The organism is Nocardia sp. NPDC056611, assembly GCF_042792755.1.
In the GTDB taxonomy this organism is placed as follows: Bacteria; Actinomycetota; Actinomycetes; order Mycobacteriales; family Mycobacteriaceae; genus Nocardia.
Genome location: NZ_JBHTVV010000001.1, coordinates 1,218,834 through 1,234,148 on the forward strand (window position 1 = coordinate 1,218,834; position 15,315 = coordinate 1,234,148).

The 15,315-nt window shown below is 66.7% G+C and carries 19 protein-coding genes and 1 other RNA gene; 8 read left to right on the plus strand and 12 right to left on the minus strand.

All coding sequences use genetic code 11. The annotated features are described in order from the left end of the window. Positions 1–77: 77 nt before the first annotated feature. Positions 78–450: a transfer-messenger RNA gene (gene ssrA, locus ACFRAQ_RS05555) on the plus strand. 47 nt (positions 451–497) lie between these two features. Here the strand turns inward: ssrA and ACFRAQ_RS05560 are convergent. After that, entirely contained in the window at positions 498–917 is a 420-nt protein-coding gene (locus ACFRAQ_RS05560) for a nuclear transport factor 2 family protein (protein ID WP_379094473.1), read from the minus strand. Between the two features lie 209 nt (positions 918–1,126). Here ACFRAQ_RS05560 and ACFRAQ_RS05565 point away from each other — a divergent pair, with 209 nt between their 5' ends. Then, entirely contained in the window at positions 1,127–1,522 is a 396-nt protein-coding gene (locus ACFRAQ_RS05565) for a hypothetical protein (protein ID WP_379094475.1), read from the plus strand. Positions 1,523–1,622: 100 nt separating this feature from the next. Further along, positions 1,623–2,198 (plus strand): dihydrofolate reductase family protein, encoded by a 576-nt coding sequence (locus tag ACFRAQ_RS05570; protein WP_379094477.1) that lies wholly within the window; start codon positions 1,623–1,625, stop codon positions 2,196–2,198. A 125-nt stretch (positions 2,199–2,323) separates the two neighbouring features. Here ACFRAQ_RS05570 and ACFRAQ_RS05575 read toward each other — a convergent pair whose 3' ends face one another. The 3 genes from ACFRAQ_RS05575 to ACFRAQ_RS05585 are packed head-to-tail and all read right to left on the minus strand — an operon-like array spanning position 2,324 to position 3,324. Beyond that, on the minus strand, positions 2,324–2,545 hold the full coding sequence (locus ACFRAQ_RS05575; protein ID WP_379094479.1) for a hypothetical protein: 222 nt from the start codon (positions 2,543–2,545) through the stop codon (positions 2,324–2,326). Positions 2,546–2,556: 11 nt separating this feature from the next. Continuing rightward, positions 2,557–3,000, minus strand: coding sequence for a hypothetical protein (locus tag ACFRAQ_RS05580; protein ID WP_379094480.1), 444 nt, complete (start codon positions 2,998–3,000; stop codon positions 2,557–2,559). Between the two features lie 9 nt (positions 3,001–3,009). Next, positions 3,010–3,324 carry a hypothetical protein gene (locus ACFRAQ_RS05585; protein ID WP_379094482.1) on the minus strand — a complete coding sequence of 105 codons (315 nt, stop codon included), beginning with the start codon at positions 3,322–3,324 and terminating at the stop codon, positions 3,010–3,012. Positions 3,325–3,908: 584 nt separating this feature from the next. Between ACFRAQ_RS05585 and ACFRAQ_RS05590 the strand changes: the two genes are divergently transcribed. The 4 genes from ACFRAQ_RS05590 to ACFRAQ_RS05605 all read left to right on the plus strand — a co-directional run bounded on the left by ACFRAQ_RS05590 (position 3,909) and on the right by ACFRAQ_RS05605 (position 7,004). Beyond that, positions 3,909–5,369, plus strand: coding sequence for a hypothetical protein (locus tag ACFRAQ_RS05590; protein ID WP_379094484.1), 1,461 nt, complete (start codon positions 3,909–3,911; stop codon positions 5,367–5,369). Beyond that, positions 5,362–5,937, plus strand: a complete 576-nt coding sequence (locus tag ACFRAQ_RS05595; protein ID WP_379094486.1) for a flavin reductase family protein — start codon at positions 5,362–5,364, stop codon at positions 5,935–5,937. The genes ACFRAQ_RS05590 and ACFRAQ_RS05595 overlap by 8 nt, the downstream gene beginning before the upstream one ends. Before the next feature lie 273 nt (positions 5,938–6,210). After that, positions 6,211–6,462: a hypothetical protein gene (locus tag ACFRAQ_RS05600; protein ID WP_379094488.1), complete on the plus strand. Its 252-nt coding sequence runs from the start codon at positions 6,211–6,213 to the stop codon at positions 6,460–6,462. A gap of 17 nt (positions 6,463–6,479) precedes the next feature. Beyond that, positions 6,480–7,004: an AAA family ATPase gene (locus tag ACFRAQ_RS05605; RefSeq protein ID WP_379094490.1), complete on the plus strand. Its 525-nt coding sequence runs from the start codon at positions 6,480–6,482 to the stop codon at positions 7,002–7,004. A gap of 51 nt (positions 7,005–7,055) precedes the next feature. Here the strand turns inward: ACFRAQ_RS05605 and ACFRAQ_RS05610 are convergent, their stop codons facing one another. From ACFRAQ_RS05610 to ACFRAQ_RS05640, 7 genes are all read right to left on the minus strand, one after another. Further along, positions 7,056–9,347, minus strand: coding sequence for an FdhF/YdeP family oxidoreductase (locus ACFRAQ_RS05610; RefSeq protein ID WP_379094492.1), 2,292 nt, complete (start codon positions 9,345–9,347; stop codon positions 7,056–7,058). Next, entirely contained in the window at positions 9,347–10,405 is a 1,059-nt protein-coding gene (locus ACFRAQ_RS05615) for an FUSC family protein (protein WP_379094495.1), read from the minus strand. The genes ACFRAQ_RS05610 and ACFRAQ_RS05615 overlap by 1 nt, the downstream gene beginning before the upstream one ends. A gap of 182 nt (positions 10,406–10,587) precedes the next feature. Next, positions 10,588–11,499 carry a LysR family transcriptional regulator gene (locus ACFRAQ_RS05620; RefSeq protein WP_379094497.1) on the minus strand — a complete coding sequence of 304 codons (912 nt, stop codon included), beginning with the start codon at positions 11,497–11,499 and terminating at the stop codon, positions 10,588–10,590. A 31-nt stretch (positions 11,500–11,530) separates the two neighbouring features. Then, positions 11,531–12,220 carry a DUF899 domain-containing protein gene (locus tag ACFRAQ_RS05625; protein WP_379094499.1) on the minus strand — a complete coding sequence of 230 codons (690 nt, stop codon included), beginning with the start codon at positions 12,218–12,220 and terminating at the stop codon, positions 11,531–11,533. Between the two features lie 84 nt (positions 12,221–12,304). Further along, a complete protein-coding gene (locus ACFRAQ_RS05630; RefSeq protein ID WP_379094501.1) occupies positions 12,305–12,832 on the minus strand; it encodes a phenolic acid decarboxylase in 528 nt (175 codons plus the stop codon). A gap of 64 nt (positions 12,833–12,896) precedes the next feature. Next, positions 12,897–13,115, minus strand: coding sequence for a hypothetical protein (locus ACFRAQ_RS05635; protein ID WP_379094503.1), 219 nt, complete (start codon positions 13,113–13,115; stop codon positions 12,897–12,899). Positions 13,116–13,181: 66 nt separating this feature from the next. Beyond that, on the minus strand, positions 13,182–13,781 hold the full coding sequence (locus tag ACFRAQ_RS05640) for a hypothetical protein (protein WP_379094505.1): 600 nt from the start codon (positions 13,779–13,781) through the stop codon (positions 13,182–13,184). 203 nt (positions 13,782–13,984) lie between these two features. On the opposite strand from ACFRAQ_RS05640, the gene ACFRAQ_RS05645 reads away from it, so the two are divergent. Next, positions 13,985–14,404 (plus strand): hypothetical protein, encoded by a 420-nt coding sequence (locus tag ACFRAQ_RS05645; protein ID WP_379094507.1) that lies wholly within the window; start codon positions 13,985–13,987, stop codon positions 14,402–14,404. Positions 14,405–14,520: 116 nt separating this feature from the next. Here ACFRAQ_RS05645 and ACFRAQ_RS05650 read toward each other — a convergent pair whose 3' ends face one another. Further along, positions 14,521–15,285 carry an IclR family transcriptional regulator gene (locus ACFRAQ_RS05650; RefSeq protein ID WP_379094509.1) on the minus strand — a complete coding sequence of 255 codons (765 nt, stop codon included), beginning with the start codon at positions 15,283–15,285 and terminating at the stop codon, positions 14,521–14,523. Positions 15,286–15,315 lie beyond the last annotated feature (30 nt).

Genomic DNA, 15,315 nt, shown 5'->3' on the forward strand with positions numbered 1-15,315 from the left:
GAACCAAGGTTTGTGCGGTGTTAGGATAGGTAGCCCGGTGAGAGCCGGGAAGTTCATCTGAATCGGTGAACACAGACGGGGCTGAACGGTTTCGACTGCGTACGTTGATTCAGGGGAAGCGTGTCGGTGCAGGCAGGAGACCACCGTATAAGCGTCGCTGTAACCCTATAAGCGCCGATTCTCATCAGCGCGACTACGCTCTCGCTGCCTAAGCAACGAAGCGTGTCTGTCAGCCCGGGTTCGCCCTCGACCCGGTCCCTGGCATCAGCTAGAGGGCTTTACCGTCCGGCGCGGTCGCGGCGTCGGATGGGACATCTAACAGCGACTGGGATCGTCATCTCGGCTTGTTCGCGTGACCGGGAGATCCGAGCAGAGGCATAGCGAACTGCACACGGAGAAGCCCTGAAGATGCGGCGGAGGACCCGGGTTCGATTCCCGGCAGCTCCACCTCGAGGCTCCCGACCTGATCTCAGGTCGGGAGCCTTTTTCATGCGTCTCTATCCGCGGCCGAACACCTGATAGGTGCCCAGCTCGTGGGTGACCTCCTGGCGCCAGGACATGATGCGCCATCCTTCCGGGCCGCGCCGCACCGTGGCGTGATACCAGCCGAACACCTCGTAGCGCAGATCCGGCCGACCCTCTCCGATGTGGTGAACCCGCATCTTGGCTGTCACCGTGCCCGTTTCGCCATCGATGGCGGCCGACTCGTTGCCCATGAGGTGTTGGGTCGGCCCGCACGCGTCGAGGTAGCCGCGAATCATCCCGACCAGATTGCCGCGGCCCGAGACGATCTCGCTGCCCGCGTAATCGGCCGAAACATCATGGCTGAATACGGTTTCCAGCGCTTCCCACGTGCGCCGGTCCAGGGCGTCCGCGTACCGGTGCAGTAGTCCGATGACCTCTGTCTCATCACTCATTAGCCGGACGCTAGCCCCACCCACCACATCCGCCCGGCTACGTCCTGATCATCGGGACTGCGACGGCGTGCGGCGGGCGGGCGCATGTCAGCAGACGTGTCAGGTTGTTGTCAGGTCGCTGTCAGTCCGCGCGGCGAAAGTGTGTCCATCGAACACAACGACCGGGGCCGAACCGGTTGGGATCACCAGAGATTCGAAGGAGACACGACATGTCCATCACCCTGACCGACCAGGACAAGAGCACCATCCGCACCGCCGCCTACGGCGCGGTCGCCCTGCTGTCCGCCGCCGGGGCGCCCCACAAGGGAAGCAGCCAGGGCTCCATCGCCCTCACCTCGGCGACCGGCGTGGTCGGGCACGTGCTCTCCACCCGGGCCCGTGACATCCAGTTGGACGGCAAGAACGTCGCCGAGCTGGCCGATCAGGTGCTGCCCGCGCTGACCGCGGCCATCACCTTGCTCGGTGCGCAGGATCCGGCCGAGGCCGCCAACTTCCGCGACACCGTGCTGGTCGCGGTCGACGCCACCGCCGGGGCCAAGGGCGATCCCAGCCCGGCGGTGACCGCCATGGCCCGCAAGATCACCGCGGCCCTCGACGCCTCGTGACACCGACAGACACTTCCGATCTCGTGAGGTCGGAAGTGTCTCTCGGACAGTGGATTTCCCCGGCCATGCGGGCCGGGGACGGTTGAAGATCAGGAGAACCATGACACGCGAATTGGTCTACACAGGCTTCATGTCGCTCGACGGCGTGGTCGACTCGCCCGGCGGCACGGCCGAGGGCCACCGCAGCGGCGGCTGGGTGATGGACACCGAATTCGTCCCCGAGGCCTACTCCCTCAAGGACGAGGAACTCGCTGACCACACGGCCCTGCTGTTCGGCCGCCGCAGCTACGAGGCCTTCGGCCCGTTCTGGCGTGAATCCGAGGACCACGCGGCATACCAGGACTTCCCCAAGTACGTCCTCTCCACCACCCTCTCGGACGCCGACCTGATCGACGGGTGGGGCCCGACCACGATCCTCCGGTCGATCGAGGACATCGCCAAGCTGAAGGAAACCGACGGCGGCGCAATCTTCATCCACGGCAGCGCCGAACTGGCCCGAAACCTCGCCGACGCCAACCTGATCGACCGCTACAACCTGCTCGTCTTCCCAGTCCTCCTGGGCGCAGGCAAAACCCTGTTCACCCGCGCCGACCGAGACAAGCAAAACCTGCGCCTACGCGAATCCGAGTCCTACTCCAACGGCGTCACCAAACTGATCTACGACGTCGTGCACTGATCGGGTTCCCCTCACGCTGGGGAACTCCGGGACGGGCCTCATAGTCGTGAGCAACTGGGCCCAGGCCCGGCCAGTGGAAAGGCCCCCAACCCGAGACGGGGAGGGGGCCATTTCCTGCTGAACTGTCAGCCGTAGGTCCGCGGTTCCGGCACCGTAACCGCCGCGTGGATCCCGTCCGCCGCTTCGTGCAGGGCGCGCATCACCGGATGGCTGAATGGTTCATCGTCGTATACGCCCGCGCCACGCAGGTACGGCCAAGCCTCCTCCATGACGGCCTGGATTCGGTCACTCAGTTCGCGCGCCTTCGCCCGGTCCAGCGCAGGGGGCGTGGTCGACTCGGTGGGCATGCGATGCTCCTTCACTTCCGGTTCTCGCAGGTAGCGACCGTTTTCGGCGGGTCCGAGTGCTCGGTGTAGTTGAAGTCCCCCTGTTTGTCCGTACCCGAAATACGAGCGGTAATCCGCCAGGTTCCGTTGTAGCAGGCGGCGCTCACCTTGTAATGGACATCGGGATTCGGGACGGCAGCAATCGGGTCGGTCATCGATCCGACCACCCAGTTGTCGCCGTCCTTGTACTCGAGCGCCAAGGTCACCACGTGTGTGGTCGGCGGTTCGGTGCACTTCGCGATACCTTCGCCGGTGATCTGCGGAGGCAGGACCGTGGGCGAGCTGAACGGTGTCCAGTCCCACGAACACCAGTTCACCCCGGGCAATGCCTCGGCGGCCGGGGAGGCGACCGCTACGACGCTGCCAACCATCGAGGCGGCCGCCAGGGTCAAGATTCCGAATTTGTTGCACAACATGCGTTTCCCCTATTCAAGCTGGTTCCGCCACTGGGGGTGGTCCGTGGGCCCGCATTTCAGCGCGGCTCGAGTGCCAAGACCTCCTCTCGGGCTGTAGTCGATATCGACGACCGAGAGCGGTTCGGTGTCGACAACTGTGGCGATGAGCCCGGCCGCCTCGAGCGCGGCGAGGTCGCGGTGCGTCGCTTGGAGCAGTTCGACCGCTGTGATCGGCGGCCCGACCCAGCCATCCGACGTGACCGGCGCCCAGGACCCGTCCCGATACTGCACCCATCCGACGGGCCGGTCCTCGTCCAGCAGCGGCAGGATGTCATCTACGGACATGGCTGCGCCCAGCTCGTATTCGCCCCTCGGAGACGTCCTTCCGAACGTATTCCTGGAGCGCCGGCGCTTGCATGACGTCACGGCCGCGATTTGTGGCACGCCAGTTCGGCGGGTGCTGGAATGTAGTGGCGGCAAAACCGCTGTGGGACAGTGCCCGAAGTGCTCGACGCGCTGATACTGGAGTGAGTCCAACCTCCCCGCACAGCTGCTGCACGGTGAGCGCTCGAGTCGGCTCGAGTCCAGACAACACGCCTAGTACCCGTGCCTCGAGTTCGGTCAACGACGACATTGCTAGTGCCCTCCATTCGTCTTCGATGAGGCGCACCCCGTGCCGGGACTGTGGTCCAGATCCCCACGGCTGCAGTGTGATCGATACGGAGGAGGGGCGAATGGTCCCTCCCGGCACCGGGGCTGAGTCGATCGTGCCGTGTCCGCCGAGCATCGTGAAGTGCAGAAACACCCCGCAGGCTCCCCCGCAATTTCGATGTCAACCCCTCAGTTTCGATCGAAACCGGGCTGGCTTATGCGGGGTGCGGATTACTCTCAACGACAAGAGGTCTCGGGCAGGCAGGTGGGGGCTACCGATGGGTTTGCAGCGCCGGAACACGCATTTGAAGTCGTTGATCGACGCCCGTGGATGGTCTCAGCCCCAGATCGCCGAGGCTGTCAACGCCGCTGTTGGCACCGCTACCGGTCGCCCAGGGCTCTATACCGAAGAATCGATTCGGCGGCTGCTGACCGGCCACGTCACCTGGCCGCCCCGCCACTACCGCGCTGCGCTGCAAACCGTCTTCGCGGTAGCTGATCCGGCTCTACTGGGCTTGTACAACAAGCGGGCGCGTGCGCCGCAACCTCCCGCCAGCCCAGGCACCGACCGCACAGCGGACGTACTGTGGGGGACGGCCGCTGTTCCTCACCCGGAATCACCAGGATTCGACCGGTCGCTGGCGCAGGGCCTGGTGAAGGGCATATCCGCCACAGATTTAGGAGGTGTCTCAACGAACCGCCGAGACGCTCTGCGTACCTTGGGCATCGGGGGGATTGCCGTCGCCGGTCTGCGCGATGCCGTTCTGGGGGCAGCCCGGGAGTCGGCGTCGCTGAGTAACGTCGTCGATCGGCGTGCTGTCGAACCGACGACAATGAGCGAGTGCACCGACACGCTGCACCGACTCGCCACGGATTACGTGCTCTGCCCTGACCTTGATCGGATATTCGTCGAGCTGACCGTGCTGCGCGACCGACTGGCCGCGGTGATCCAGTGCGCCAGCAGGATCACCGATCTTCAGGATCTCTACGTTTTGCTCGCTGCCGCCTGCACTCTGCTGGCATCGGTGTCACACGATTTGGCTGAGCCGCACGCGGCAATGATCCAAACAGATTCGGCGACCACGTTCGCCAAGCTGGCAGGTCACCGTTCCCTCGAAAACTGGGTGTATTGCACGCGCGCGATGATCGCGTCCTGGTGGGAACCTCCCGCACGTGTACTCGAGGAAGCCGGCAAAGCAGTTATCCCACGGGGAATTTCACAAGTGAGGCTGTCTGGTCTCGTCGCTCGCGCCCATTCGCAGGTCGGGCACCGCAGCGCGGCTATGGCAGCCATGGATGCCGCGCGTCGTGAACGCGACCGGCTGCCCGAGCACGAGAGCCTGACCGACCTCGGTCCGGTGTTCGCGTTCTCCCTTGCCCGCCAGCACTACTACGACGCGACCACCTATGCCCGGCTCGGGGAGTGGAAACGCGCAAAGTCCGAGGCCGAGAACGTGATCAGCCTGTACACGCCGACTTCGACGCAAACCTGGTCGGCCACACTCACCCTCGCCCAGGTGACCCTCGCCCGTGCAGACCTTCACCTCACCGGGCCCGATGCGGCGCTGGCGCACTTGGAGCCAGTGCTGGCGATACCAGTCGGACAACGTATCCCGCAGGTCAAGGCCGCGTTGAACGGGATCGGTTACGACCTCGCAGGCTCAGCCGCCACACCGGCTGGGCGGATGCTCGGCGAGGCAGTACGCACGTTCGCACCGAGGAGGGATCTCGATGGGTAGTGACAATGCGATCGAACGCGCACACCGGTTGCTCGCACCGCGCATCGCGTACCTGATCGGAACCGTGAACACGGACAAGACGCCGAATCTGATACCGGTCTCGAATCTGACCTCGGTGTCCACCCAGCCGCAGCAGATCGCGCTGGCTGTGTACAAACAGTGGGCGACTTTTGAAACCTTGCAAACTGCAGCGGGATTCACTGTGTCGGTGCCAGTGTTCGATCAGCTGGAAGCGGTGTGGAAACTAGGCGCACGCTACTCCCACTTCCCCACAGTGGGGGCCGCGGAGAAGCTGACCGCGAGCGGCTTGCCGCTTGACTACCAGACGTCGGAGTATGGACCGGTCCTTTCGTCTGGAATCGGATGGATGTGCTGCCGCACCATCACGCGCCTGGACCTGGGCGGTGACCACGGCATAATCATCGGCCAGGTAGAACAGGTCTGGTTCAACCCGGATCATCTGGAACGTGATGGCACACCGCGCGGAACTCCGCACCCGGTGATGCAGCAAACCGGCAACCAATTCACCTCGACAGCAGACGAATTCACATCGATCCCCTACTTCTGACGGTTGACTTCCTCAGAACCGATCGTCGGGAACCACATCCCCGTCCGCCGCACGGCGTCGCCAAGGTGTACAGCCGCGCGAGGCTACATCGGCCGCCGCGGCCGACACGGTCGGTGCTTCTTCCACTCTCTGTGAAGGTATAGCGAACTGCACACGGAGAAGCCCTGAAGGTGCGGTGGGGAACCCGGGTTCGATTCCCGGCAGCTCCACACAGCCACCCTGACCTGCTCCAGGTCCGAGAGCATAATCACCGATCGAATGGAGACCGACCGAGTGAATCAGTACACCTTGTACGAGCATCACCCTTGCGCCTTCTACGGCTGCGGCGGCGAAACATACGAGATCGGCAAATACGAGTCGGTGGCGGATGCCCGCGCGGCCGCCGAAGGCCGGACGGACGCTGTGATCCAGTGGCGGCCTGTGCCTTGCTTCAATGCCGGAACAATGTATGGCTGCCCAGCTGACGCGGACAGCACGACCTGGAGGTTCATCATCAAGTGGGACGACGATCTGGAGTTATCGTGACAGGTGACTATTGAGGGGTGGACCGACTTCTGGTGCTGGTCAATGGGCTTCCGGGTGCGGGGAAGACGAGCTTGGGGCTTGGGTTGGCCGAGGAACTGAAGGCGTTGTTCTTGTCCAAGGACGTCGTCAAGGAGGCGTTGGCGGAGTGCGTTGGGGGTGCGGTGGGTGGGGCGGAGCTGGGTGGGATCGCTATGGATGCGGTGTGGGCGTTGGCGGGGGAGTCGCGCGGCGATGTGGTGGTCGATTCGTGGTGGTTCAGGCCGCGGGATTTGGGATTTGCGCGGGCAGGGATCCGGCGGGCGGGCATTCATCGAGTTGTGGAGGTCTGGTGCGACGTTTCCGTGGAGGTTGCCCAGGCACGGTACGCGTCGCGGCAGCGTGCCCCCGTTCATCGGGATCAGCAGCGATTGGTCGAGGATTGGGCTGTTTGGGCGGCGGGTGCGGTGCCGCTCGGGCTGTCGCCCGTCATCGCGGTTGATACCGCGCGCGCAGTTGATTTCGCTGAGCTTGCTGGGCGGGTGAAAGCGGCAGTGACGGCCTGAGTCAGGCAATTTCCTGCTGGCGCACGACCGCCCGCACCCGCCGGCGCGCTGTTAGCCCGAGCGTTCGATGGTGACGTTCACGTTCTTCATGATCGGCTGGTCGCTCTGGGTGCTGTAGTCGCCGATGGCGCAGAGGACGTTGAGTTCGGGCATGTAGCCAGCGGCGCAGCCTTGGGGGATGTCGTAGGGGATTGCCTTGTAGCGGTGGACTGTTCGGGTGGTGCCGTTGCGGGCGATGCTGGTGATGTCGACTTCGTCGAACAGTTTCAGGTTGCGGTCGCGCATGTCGTCGGGGTTCATGAGGACCAAGGTGCGGAGGTTCTTGATGCCTCGGTAGCGGTCGTCGTGGGAGTAGATGGTGGTGTTCCACTGGTCGTGGGAGCGCATGGTGGCCAGGGTGAGGGTGCCGGGGGCGGGGGTGAGGTCGGGGAGGTCGGCGGTGGAGAATTCGGCGCGGCCGGAGGGGGTGAGGAAGACCAGTTCGCGGGCGGGTTGTTTGATGCGGAAGCCGAGGGGGAGGCGGACTCGGCGGTTGAAGTCCTCGAAGCCGTCGATCACCTCGGCCATGGTGTCGCGGATGCGGTCGTAGTCGTCGACGTAGTGGTCCCAGGGGGTATTCGTCCGGGGGAGAGCGGCTTTCGCTACTCCAGCGATGATGGCCGGCTCGGAGAGCAGGTGCGGGGAGGCGGGCTTCTTCATGCCCTTGGACAGGTGGACCATGGCCATGGCGTCCTCGACGGAGGTCTGCTGCAGGCCGGCGCGTTGTTCGTCGCGCTCGGTGCGGCCCAGGCAAGGGAGGATGACGGCGCGGGCGCCGTGGACCAGGTGGCTGCGGTTGAGTTTGGTGCTGACCTGGACGGTCAGGGCGCAGCGGCGGAGCGCCTCGGAGGTGTAGGCGGTGTCGGGGGCGGCCAGGGCGAAATTGCCGCCCATGCCGACGAATACGGTGACCTTGCCCGCGTGCATCGCCTCGATGGTGGCGACGGTGTCGAGGCCGTGCGCGCGGGGCGGATCGATGCCGCAGACCTCCGCCAGCCGATCCAGGAACTGCGGTTGCGGACGATGGTCGATGCCGCAGGTGCGGTTGCCCTGGACATTGCTGTGCCCGCGGACCGGCGACGGGCCCGCGCCCTCACGGCCCAGATTGCCGCGCAGCAGGAGCAGATTCACGATCTCGCGGATGGTGTCGACGCCGTGCTCGTGCTGCGTCACACCCAGGCACCAGCTGATGATCGAGCGGTCCGCCTCCCGGTATATCTTTGCGGCGCGGCGCAATTCGGTCTCGGTGAGCGCCGACTGCTCCTCGATCTCGGCCCACGAGGTGGCCTCCAGCTTGGCGCGGTACGCCTCGAAACCGGTGGTGTGGAGCTCGATGAACCGGTGGTCGAGGGCCTTCGGATCGGTCTTCGACTGCTCCAGAACAGCTTTGGCGATACCGCGGATCACCGCGAAGTCGCCGCCGATGCGGGTCTGCAGGTTCAGGGTGCCGGTCGGGGTGGCGTGGAAGGTCGCCATCTGTAGGAACTCGTGCGGGATGATGGTGCGCCGCGAACCGGCCTCGATCAGCGGGTTGATGTGCACGATCTGCGCGCCCCGGCGATCGGCCTCGGCCAGCGCGGTGAGCATGCGCGGCGCGTTGGAAGCCGCGTTGACGCCCATGATGAACAGCGCGTCGGTGGTCTCCCAGTCCGCCAGATCGCAGGTGCCCTTGCCGGTGCCGAGGGAAGCCTGCAGGGCGCGGCCGCTGGCCTCGTGACACATGTTCGAGCAGTCCGGCAGATTGTTGGTGCCCAGTTCGCGGGCCATCAGCTGATACAGGAAGGTGGCTTCGTTGCCGAGGCGGCCGGAGGTGTAGAACGCGGCCCGGTTGGGGTCGTCGAGCTCACGCAGGGCCCGGCCGACCAGCTCGAACGCCTCATCCCACGAGATCGGGAGGTAGCGGTCGGTGTCCGGGTCGTAGCTCATGGGCTCGGTCAGCCGGCCCTGGTTCTCCAGATCGTGGTCACTCCAGCCGGACAACTCGGTCACCGTGTGGGCGGCGAAGAACTCCCGGTCGACCCGCTTGTGGGTCATCTCCCAAGTGACATGCTTGATCCCGTTCTCGCAGATATCGAGGTGGATGCCCTTGAGGGAATCGGGCCAGGCGCAACCGGGACAGTCGAACCCGCCGTTCTCGTGATTCATCTTCAGGATCGCGCGCGTGCCGATGATCGGCTCGCGTTCCTGGGCGATCATGAACTCGGTGACGGACTTGGCCGCACCCCACCCGGCAGCGGGATGGTCGTACGGGTGGAAACTCGGCCCACCGTCGGACTCGGTCCGTTTGGTGAAATCGATGGCCATCACGGATCCCTTCGACAACGTGTCTGCGGTCGGTGTGGTGCGATGCCCGGTGTTTGCCAGCGTAGATGCTGATGGGCTATCGCCACCAGCACACCGATGGCCACGCCCAGCACCGTGTCGATGCCACGATCGAACAACAGCCGCTCAGGGCTGGTCGGAACAGACAAGCTGGTCATCAGCATGATCAACGGCGTGAAGAATCCGAGCGCCAGCGCGTAGTTGCGGGCCATGTACCACTCGGTCGGGAACAGCAGTGCCAGCACCAAGGCGCCGGTCAGGACCGGGCGCGGTCCGGGGATCAGCAGGATCGCCGTCAGGCCCAGCCCCAGGAAGGTCCCCGCCACCCGGTGCAGTCCCCGCGAGAAGTGCGCTCCGGCATCGAGCGCGGCCAGCGGGACCGCCGCGGAGACCATGGCCCAATTCGCGTGACCCACACCCAATCCGAGGCCGGCGAGACCCGCGCCGGACACCGCGACGGCGTAGCGCGTCGCGTGCCGTGCGCCGACGTGCAGGCCGGGTGGCGCGGGTGCGGCAGCCGCGTCGGTGCTCTCGATGTCGAGGGCCGCGAGCGCCATGCACAGTGCGGCGGTCACTGTGAACACCGCCAGCGCCGGAAGCGGTTTCGCCGCGTCGGCCGGTGTCAACGCGATCGCCCCGAGCGCGAAGATCGCATAGAACGGGCCCGCGGGCCGGATCCCGCGGTGGTCGGCCAGCAAGGAGGCCGCCGCCGCGAATCCGCTCTCGACCACGACCAGCACGAGGGGTGTGACCCCGGTCGCCGCCAGCCACACGCCCACGCCGACCCCGCCGCCGATGAGCAGCGCCGCCGACCGCTGATGCCGCCCGCGCTCGCGGCGCGAACCGTCGCGCCCGTACATGCCGACGAAGGAGCCGAACACGGCGAAGAGCAACAGGTCGGTCCGGCCCAGCGCCAGCAGCACCGACCCGGGGATCGCCAGGCCCGCCGCCACGCGCAGCGCGTGCCGGGTGTGACCGGCGGCGGGCCCGACGGTGAACAGGCCCGTGGCCGCCTCGCGAGCCGTCTGCACCGCACGCACGTTCACACCCGCCTCTGCCTCGATACCCGCGGCGATCGAGTCCGACGGATGGTGAGATCAAGTGTTCGGGGTAGCGGCCTCCGGTGTCCAAGACGTGGCTCCTACCGCCTGATAGGCGCGGCCGATCAGACCCGGTCCACCACTGTGCTCGGGCCAGGCCTATCGCCGCGCTCGACCCAGGGCTACCCCTGCGCGCCGAGGGCGCCGGCCTCGACGCGGACCGACCGCGCGGTCTCGGTGAATGCCCGGACGATCAACGGCACCGGCTCGGTCGCCAAGGTGACCAGCGCGATCGTCGCGGTCACCGGATCGCTGGGGCGCAGGACCCGCACACCGGCGGGCGGTCGTGTGGTGCGCAGCCAGGACGCCGGCACGATCGTGGCCCAGCGGCCCGTGGCCACCTGCCCGAACAGGGTCGCCACCGAGTCGGTCTCGAGCTGCGGCCCGGCCGTCAGGCCGCGACCGGCCAGCGCGTCGTCGATCAGTGTGCGCCCGCGCATCCCCGGCCGCAGCAGGCACAGCGGCAGCTCCACCACCTCGGCCCAGTCGACCGATCCGGCCGCACCGGTCACCAGTCCCTCCGCGGCCAGCACGACATGTTCCTCGGAGTACAGCGGCGTCACCGTCAGATCCGGGGCGTCCTGCGCGTCCGGATACACCAGACCGGCGTCGAGTTCGAACCGGCGCAGCCGGTCGATGATGCCGACCGACTCCAACCCGGTGTCGACGCGCACCTTCACCAGCGGATTCTCCGCGCAGAACGGATCGGTGAGCAGCGCGACCGTGGCCGCGGCCGCGGGAATCACCCCCAGCCGCAGCTCACCCGTCAGACCGGTCTGTAGCGCCACGACCTCCTGCTGGAGCGCGTCGCGATCGGCCAGGATCCGGCGGGCCCACAGCACCAGCCGCTCCCCTTCGGGAGTGAGGCCCTCGAAGGTGCGGCCCCGCTTGACCAGCGGCACCTTCAGCTCGTGCTCGAGCTTGCGGATCGCCTCCGACAACGCCGGTTGTGACACGTAGCAGGCGGCGGCAGCTCGCGCGAAGTGACGCTCCCGGGCGAGGGCGACGAAGTACTCGAGCTGCCGGAACAACATGACCACATTCGATCACGGCTGCGGTGGGGTCCTAGGGATTCGGGTCGCCGTAGGCGGCGGCGATGTCCTCGGAGGTGGCCCAGCGGGAGTAGGCCGGGGACTGGGGCCAACCGGCCGGGGAGTCCTGCCACTCTTCCTGGCGGCCGTAGGGGAGCAGATCGATGAGCGGGAAGGTGTGGGCGATCTGTTCCACGCCGCGGCCGTTGGTGTGCCAGGTCCGGTAGACGGTATCGCCGTCGCGCAGAAAGACGTTCACGCCGAAGCCGCCGCCGGGAGGGGCGTCGACGTCGGTGCCGAACGCGCTGTTCGCCGTGGAGTACCAAGGCATTTGGTTGCCGACCCGGCGCTTGTAGGCGAGTGCCTCGTCGATCGGGCCCTGAGTGATGATGACGAAGCGGGCATCGTAAGCGTCGAGGAAGTTGAATCGGGTGAATTGGGCGGTGAATCCGGTGCAGCCGGGGCACTGCCATTCCTTGCCCTCGAACCACATGTGGTTGTAGACGATCAGCTGGGACCTGCCGTCGAAGATCTCGGCGAGGGTGATCGGGCCGTTCTCGCCTTCGAGGGTGTAGGCCGGGAGTTCGACCATGGGGAGGTGGCGGCGCTGGGCGGCGATGGCGTCGAGCTCACGGGTGGCGGCCTTCTCGCGGATACGCAGGGCTTCGAGTTCTTTGCGCCAGGTGGCGGCGTCGACGATCGGTGGCAAGGGCTGGGTGCTCACGGAGGTCCTCCTGACCGGCTCACGGTTCGCGTGCTGACAGTGAGGACGGGATCAGCGTGCCGGATTCATCGGTGGCGGCCGAAGTCAGTTGGAGCGGTCGGCGTAATCACGGGGGAGTTTGCCCGGGGGACGGTCGATGACGGTGTCGTCGTCGGGGGTGCGGGCTTCCAGGAAGGTGATGTGGCCGGTGGCGGCGACCAGGGTCTGGGGGTAGGCGGGGCCGCGATTACGGGCGGCGGTGATCTCCCGGATGTTGTCCTCGTAGCGGCCCAGGGTGAATTCGGGGTAGTCGAGCATCCACTGCGGATAGCAGATGGTGGTGTGGACGCGGCGTTCGGCGAGCCAGGCGATGACCACGGTGACCGTGCCGGTCGGTTCGACCCAGGCGAGTTTGAACAGGCCGTCGCCGAGCTGGACGATCTTCGCCGGTTGCGCGGTGGACCAGCGGCCGAACATGGGACCCATCAGGCAGCGGAACGCGACGGTCTGGGGATTACGGACGTACAGCTCGTATTTCCAGCCGTTCTCGTACGTGTAGATCAGGTGCTGCCCGACGATGCCCGCCAGGTCACCGGCCCAGGCCGGTACGGTGGCGGCTTCCTCGGCGCTCATCGTGAACTCCTCTCGGCCGACCTGCGTCGAGCCCCGGGGTGATCCCCGCCAGCCTATCCGCTGATCACACCGTTTCGAGGAAACCGAGAGGTGTTCCCGGTCGCGCGCCCAGTCCGTCGGCCGCGGGCACCCGGACCGGCGGCAGCACACGCCGACCCCCGTGGGGGAGACGCGGCGCGCACAGCTCGACGAGGAGGTCTTCGGCTCGGTCCCCACGCTCGCCGTGCTGGACGTCCGGCAGCGGCGTGAGCTGTGCGCGCTTCTGGAACTTGTAGCTTCTCAACAGGATTCGGCTGTTCCGAGCGTCAGCCGGGCGGTGCCGCCGGAATCGACGGCACCGCGGCCGCATTCAGCTCGCCGGTGCTGCCGGAGGTGTACTGAGCAAGCCCTCCGCCGCTCCGACCGCGGCGCCGACCCCGGCGCCCAGCGCCGCGAACGGTGCGGCGACCATGGCGTAGCCGACCGCCGCGCCGAACACCGGAACGACCACCAGACCGATCGGTGCGAACGGCAAGCCGGCGATCAGACCCGCTACCACCCCGATGACCGCGCCGGTCGCGGCGATCGGGCTCACGGCGGTGGCGCCGACGCTCGCGCCGATGAGGGCGTCGGTGATCACGGTCTTCGCCGTGTACGTGGCCCGGGCATGGTCGACCCCGGCCGCTTCCAGGGCTTGCGCCACCACCGATTCCGCGCTCGCCGAGGTGTCGTTGATCTGCTGTGTCTGCTCGGGCGTGAGGAAGAAGGGCTGGTCGAGCTTCATGGTGCCGATCCGGATCGACGAATCCGGGATGGGGGTGGCGGGCTGGACGGCCGGGGCCGGCTCCTCGGCGAGAGCGGGTGCGGCACTCAGCAGGGACAGGGACAGGGGAAGTGCTCCGGCGACGGCGTAGGCCGCCGCGCGCCGAAATGCCGGACGAGCCGGACTTTTGGCCTGATGAAGGCCCATGGGAAACCTCATTCCGATGCATCGGTGTCTGTCGCATCAGGATTCGAAGCCGGAGCCGGTTCGGATATGTCTCGGTCCCAATTTGCTGGAGATATGCCGGTGCGCTTCGGGGTGGACCCGGCAAATCGGGAATGGGCATGGCAGAATCGAATTCGAATTTGCCTGGTCAGAACGTCATCGATTACTGCATAGGAGATTCGGATATGAAATTCGCTCGTCGGTTGGCCGCTGCCGGAACGGCGCTCGCCGCCTGTGGACTGGCGGCCACCGGGACGGCCGCGGCCGACACCGTCACCATTCCCTTCCAGATCGACGCCGCGCCATACGGAAACCCGAACGGCAGTTTCGACGCCTTCCCCGCCCGCTGCGCGGCGGTGCTCGGCGGACAGCCCGGGGCCGTGGTGGTCACCGGCGCCAAGTCCGGTGGCTGGGGCTGCTTCGTGTCCACGCCGGTCAACTGGATCAACCTGTCGACGGGGGCGACCGGGGTGGCGATGCTGTCCGACGGCCTGAACGGAATCCCCTCGGCCGCAACGATCGACACCGGCCCCGGCCGGGTGGCCCTGATGCTGGCGCCCGGCGGCACCTACACCCCCGGATTCGCGACGTTCACCGTGCAATAGCGCGACCGCACCGAACCGGCTAGGACGGTCCTGAATTCGTTGGTCTGAATCGCCTGCGTGACGAGCGAATGAGGATCTGTTGAGGTGTCCGGGGTGGTTGGCCGGCGGCGTCGCGCCTAGTGGAGATCGTCCGACAGGGCGGCGGCGACCTCCGCCAGCAGCGGCGCGGCGCGCTCGACGAGTTCTTCGGTCATTCGGCCGACCGGGCCCGATACCGAAATGGCGAGTCGGGCGGGGGCTTTCGGGACGGCGACCGCCACGCACCGCACTCCCAGTTCCTGCTCGCCTTCGTCCATGGCGTAGCCGGTTCGGGCGGCCTGGTCGAGCTGGCGGGCGAACTCCTCCGGGTCGGTGATGGTGGTGTCGGTGTAGCGGGGCATTCCGGTGCGCCGCAACAGCTCCCGGGTCAGATCCGGCGGGGATCCGGCGAGGATCGCCTTGCCGACCGCCGTGCAGTGGGGGAGGACCCGCCGTCCCACCTCGGTGAACATGCGCATGGAGTGGCGTGACTGTACCTGCGCCACATAGACGATCTGGTCGCCGTCGAGCATGGCCATGTTCGCGGATTCGCCGAGTTCGTCGACCAGTCGCGCCAGGTGCGGGCGTGCGAGGACGGACAGCATCTGGGAGGAGCTCTCGCCGAGTTTGATCAGCTTGGGGCCGAGCACGTACTTGCGGGACGGCTCCTGGTGCAGATAGCCCAGGTCGACCAGGGTGCGGACCAGGCGGTGGATGGTGGGCAACGGTAGCCCGGACTCGGTGGCCAGCTGGGACAGGCCCATCATGCCGCCCTCGTCGGCCATGAGTTCCAGCAGCCCGAACGCGCGCTCGATGGATTGCACACCCCCGGAACTGCCCTTCGGCTCCTTCGCTGCGGGCACCCCGGTCCTCCTTAGTTTTTCCGAATGCCG

Coding starts and splice junctions, on each gene's coding strand:
- ACFRAQ_RS05560 (WP_379094473.1), bottom strand. CDS start 917: ATGAGTGATGAGACAGAGGTCATCGGACTACTGCACCGGTACGCGGAC.
- ACFRAQ_RS05565 (WP_379094475.1), top strand. CDS start 1,127: ATGTCCATCACCCTGACCGACCAGGACAAGAGCACCATCCGCACCGCC.
- ACFRAQ_RS05570 (WP_379094477.1), top strand. CDS start 1,623: ATGACACGCGAATTGGTCTACACAGGCTTCATGTCGCTCGACGGCGTG.
- ACFRAQ_RS05575 (WP_379094479.1), bottom strand. CDS start 2,545: ATGCCCACCGAGTCGACCACGCCCCCTGCGCTGGACCGGGCGAAGGCG.
- ACFRAQ_RS05580 (WP_379094480.1), bottom strand. CDS start 3,000: ATGTTGTGCAACAAATTCGGAATCTTGACCCTGGCGGCCGCCTCGATG.
- ACFRAQ_RS05585 (WP_379094482.1), bottom strand. CDS start 3,324: ATGTCCGTAGATGACATCCTGCCGCTGCTGGACGAGGACCGGCCCGTC.
- ACFRAQ_RS05590 (WP_379094484.1), top strand. CDS start 3,909: ATGGGTTTGCAGCGCCGGAACACGCATTTGAAGTCGTTGATCGACGCC.
- ACFRAQ_RS05595 (WP_379094486.1), top strand. CDS start 5,362: ATGGGTAGTGACAATGCGATCGAACGCGCACACCGGTTGCTCGCACCG.
- ACFRAQ_RS05610 (WP_379094492.1), bottom strand. CDS start 9,347: ATGGCCATCGATTTCACCAAACGGACCGAGTCCGACGGTGGGCCGAGT.
- ACFRAQ_RS05620 (WP_379094497.1), bottom strand. CDS start 11,499: ATGTTGTTCCGGCAGCTCGAGTACTTCGTCGCCCTCGCCCGGGAGCGT.
- ACFRAQ_RS05630 (WP_379094501.1), bottom strand. CDS start 12,832: ATGAGCGCCGAGGAAGCCGCCACCGTACCGGCCTGGGCCGGTGACCTG.
- ACFRAQ_RS05640 (WP_379094505.1), bottom strand. CDS start 13,781: ATGGGCCTTCATCAGGCCAAAAGTCCGGCTCGTCCGGCATTTCGGCGC.
- ACFRAQ_RS05645 (WP_379094507.1), top strand. CDS start 13,985: ATGAAATTCGCTCGTCGGTTGGCCGCTGCCGGAACGGCGCTCGCCGCC.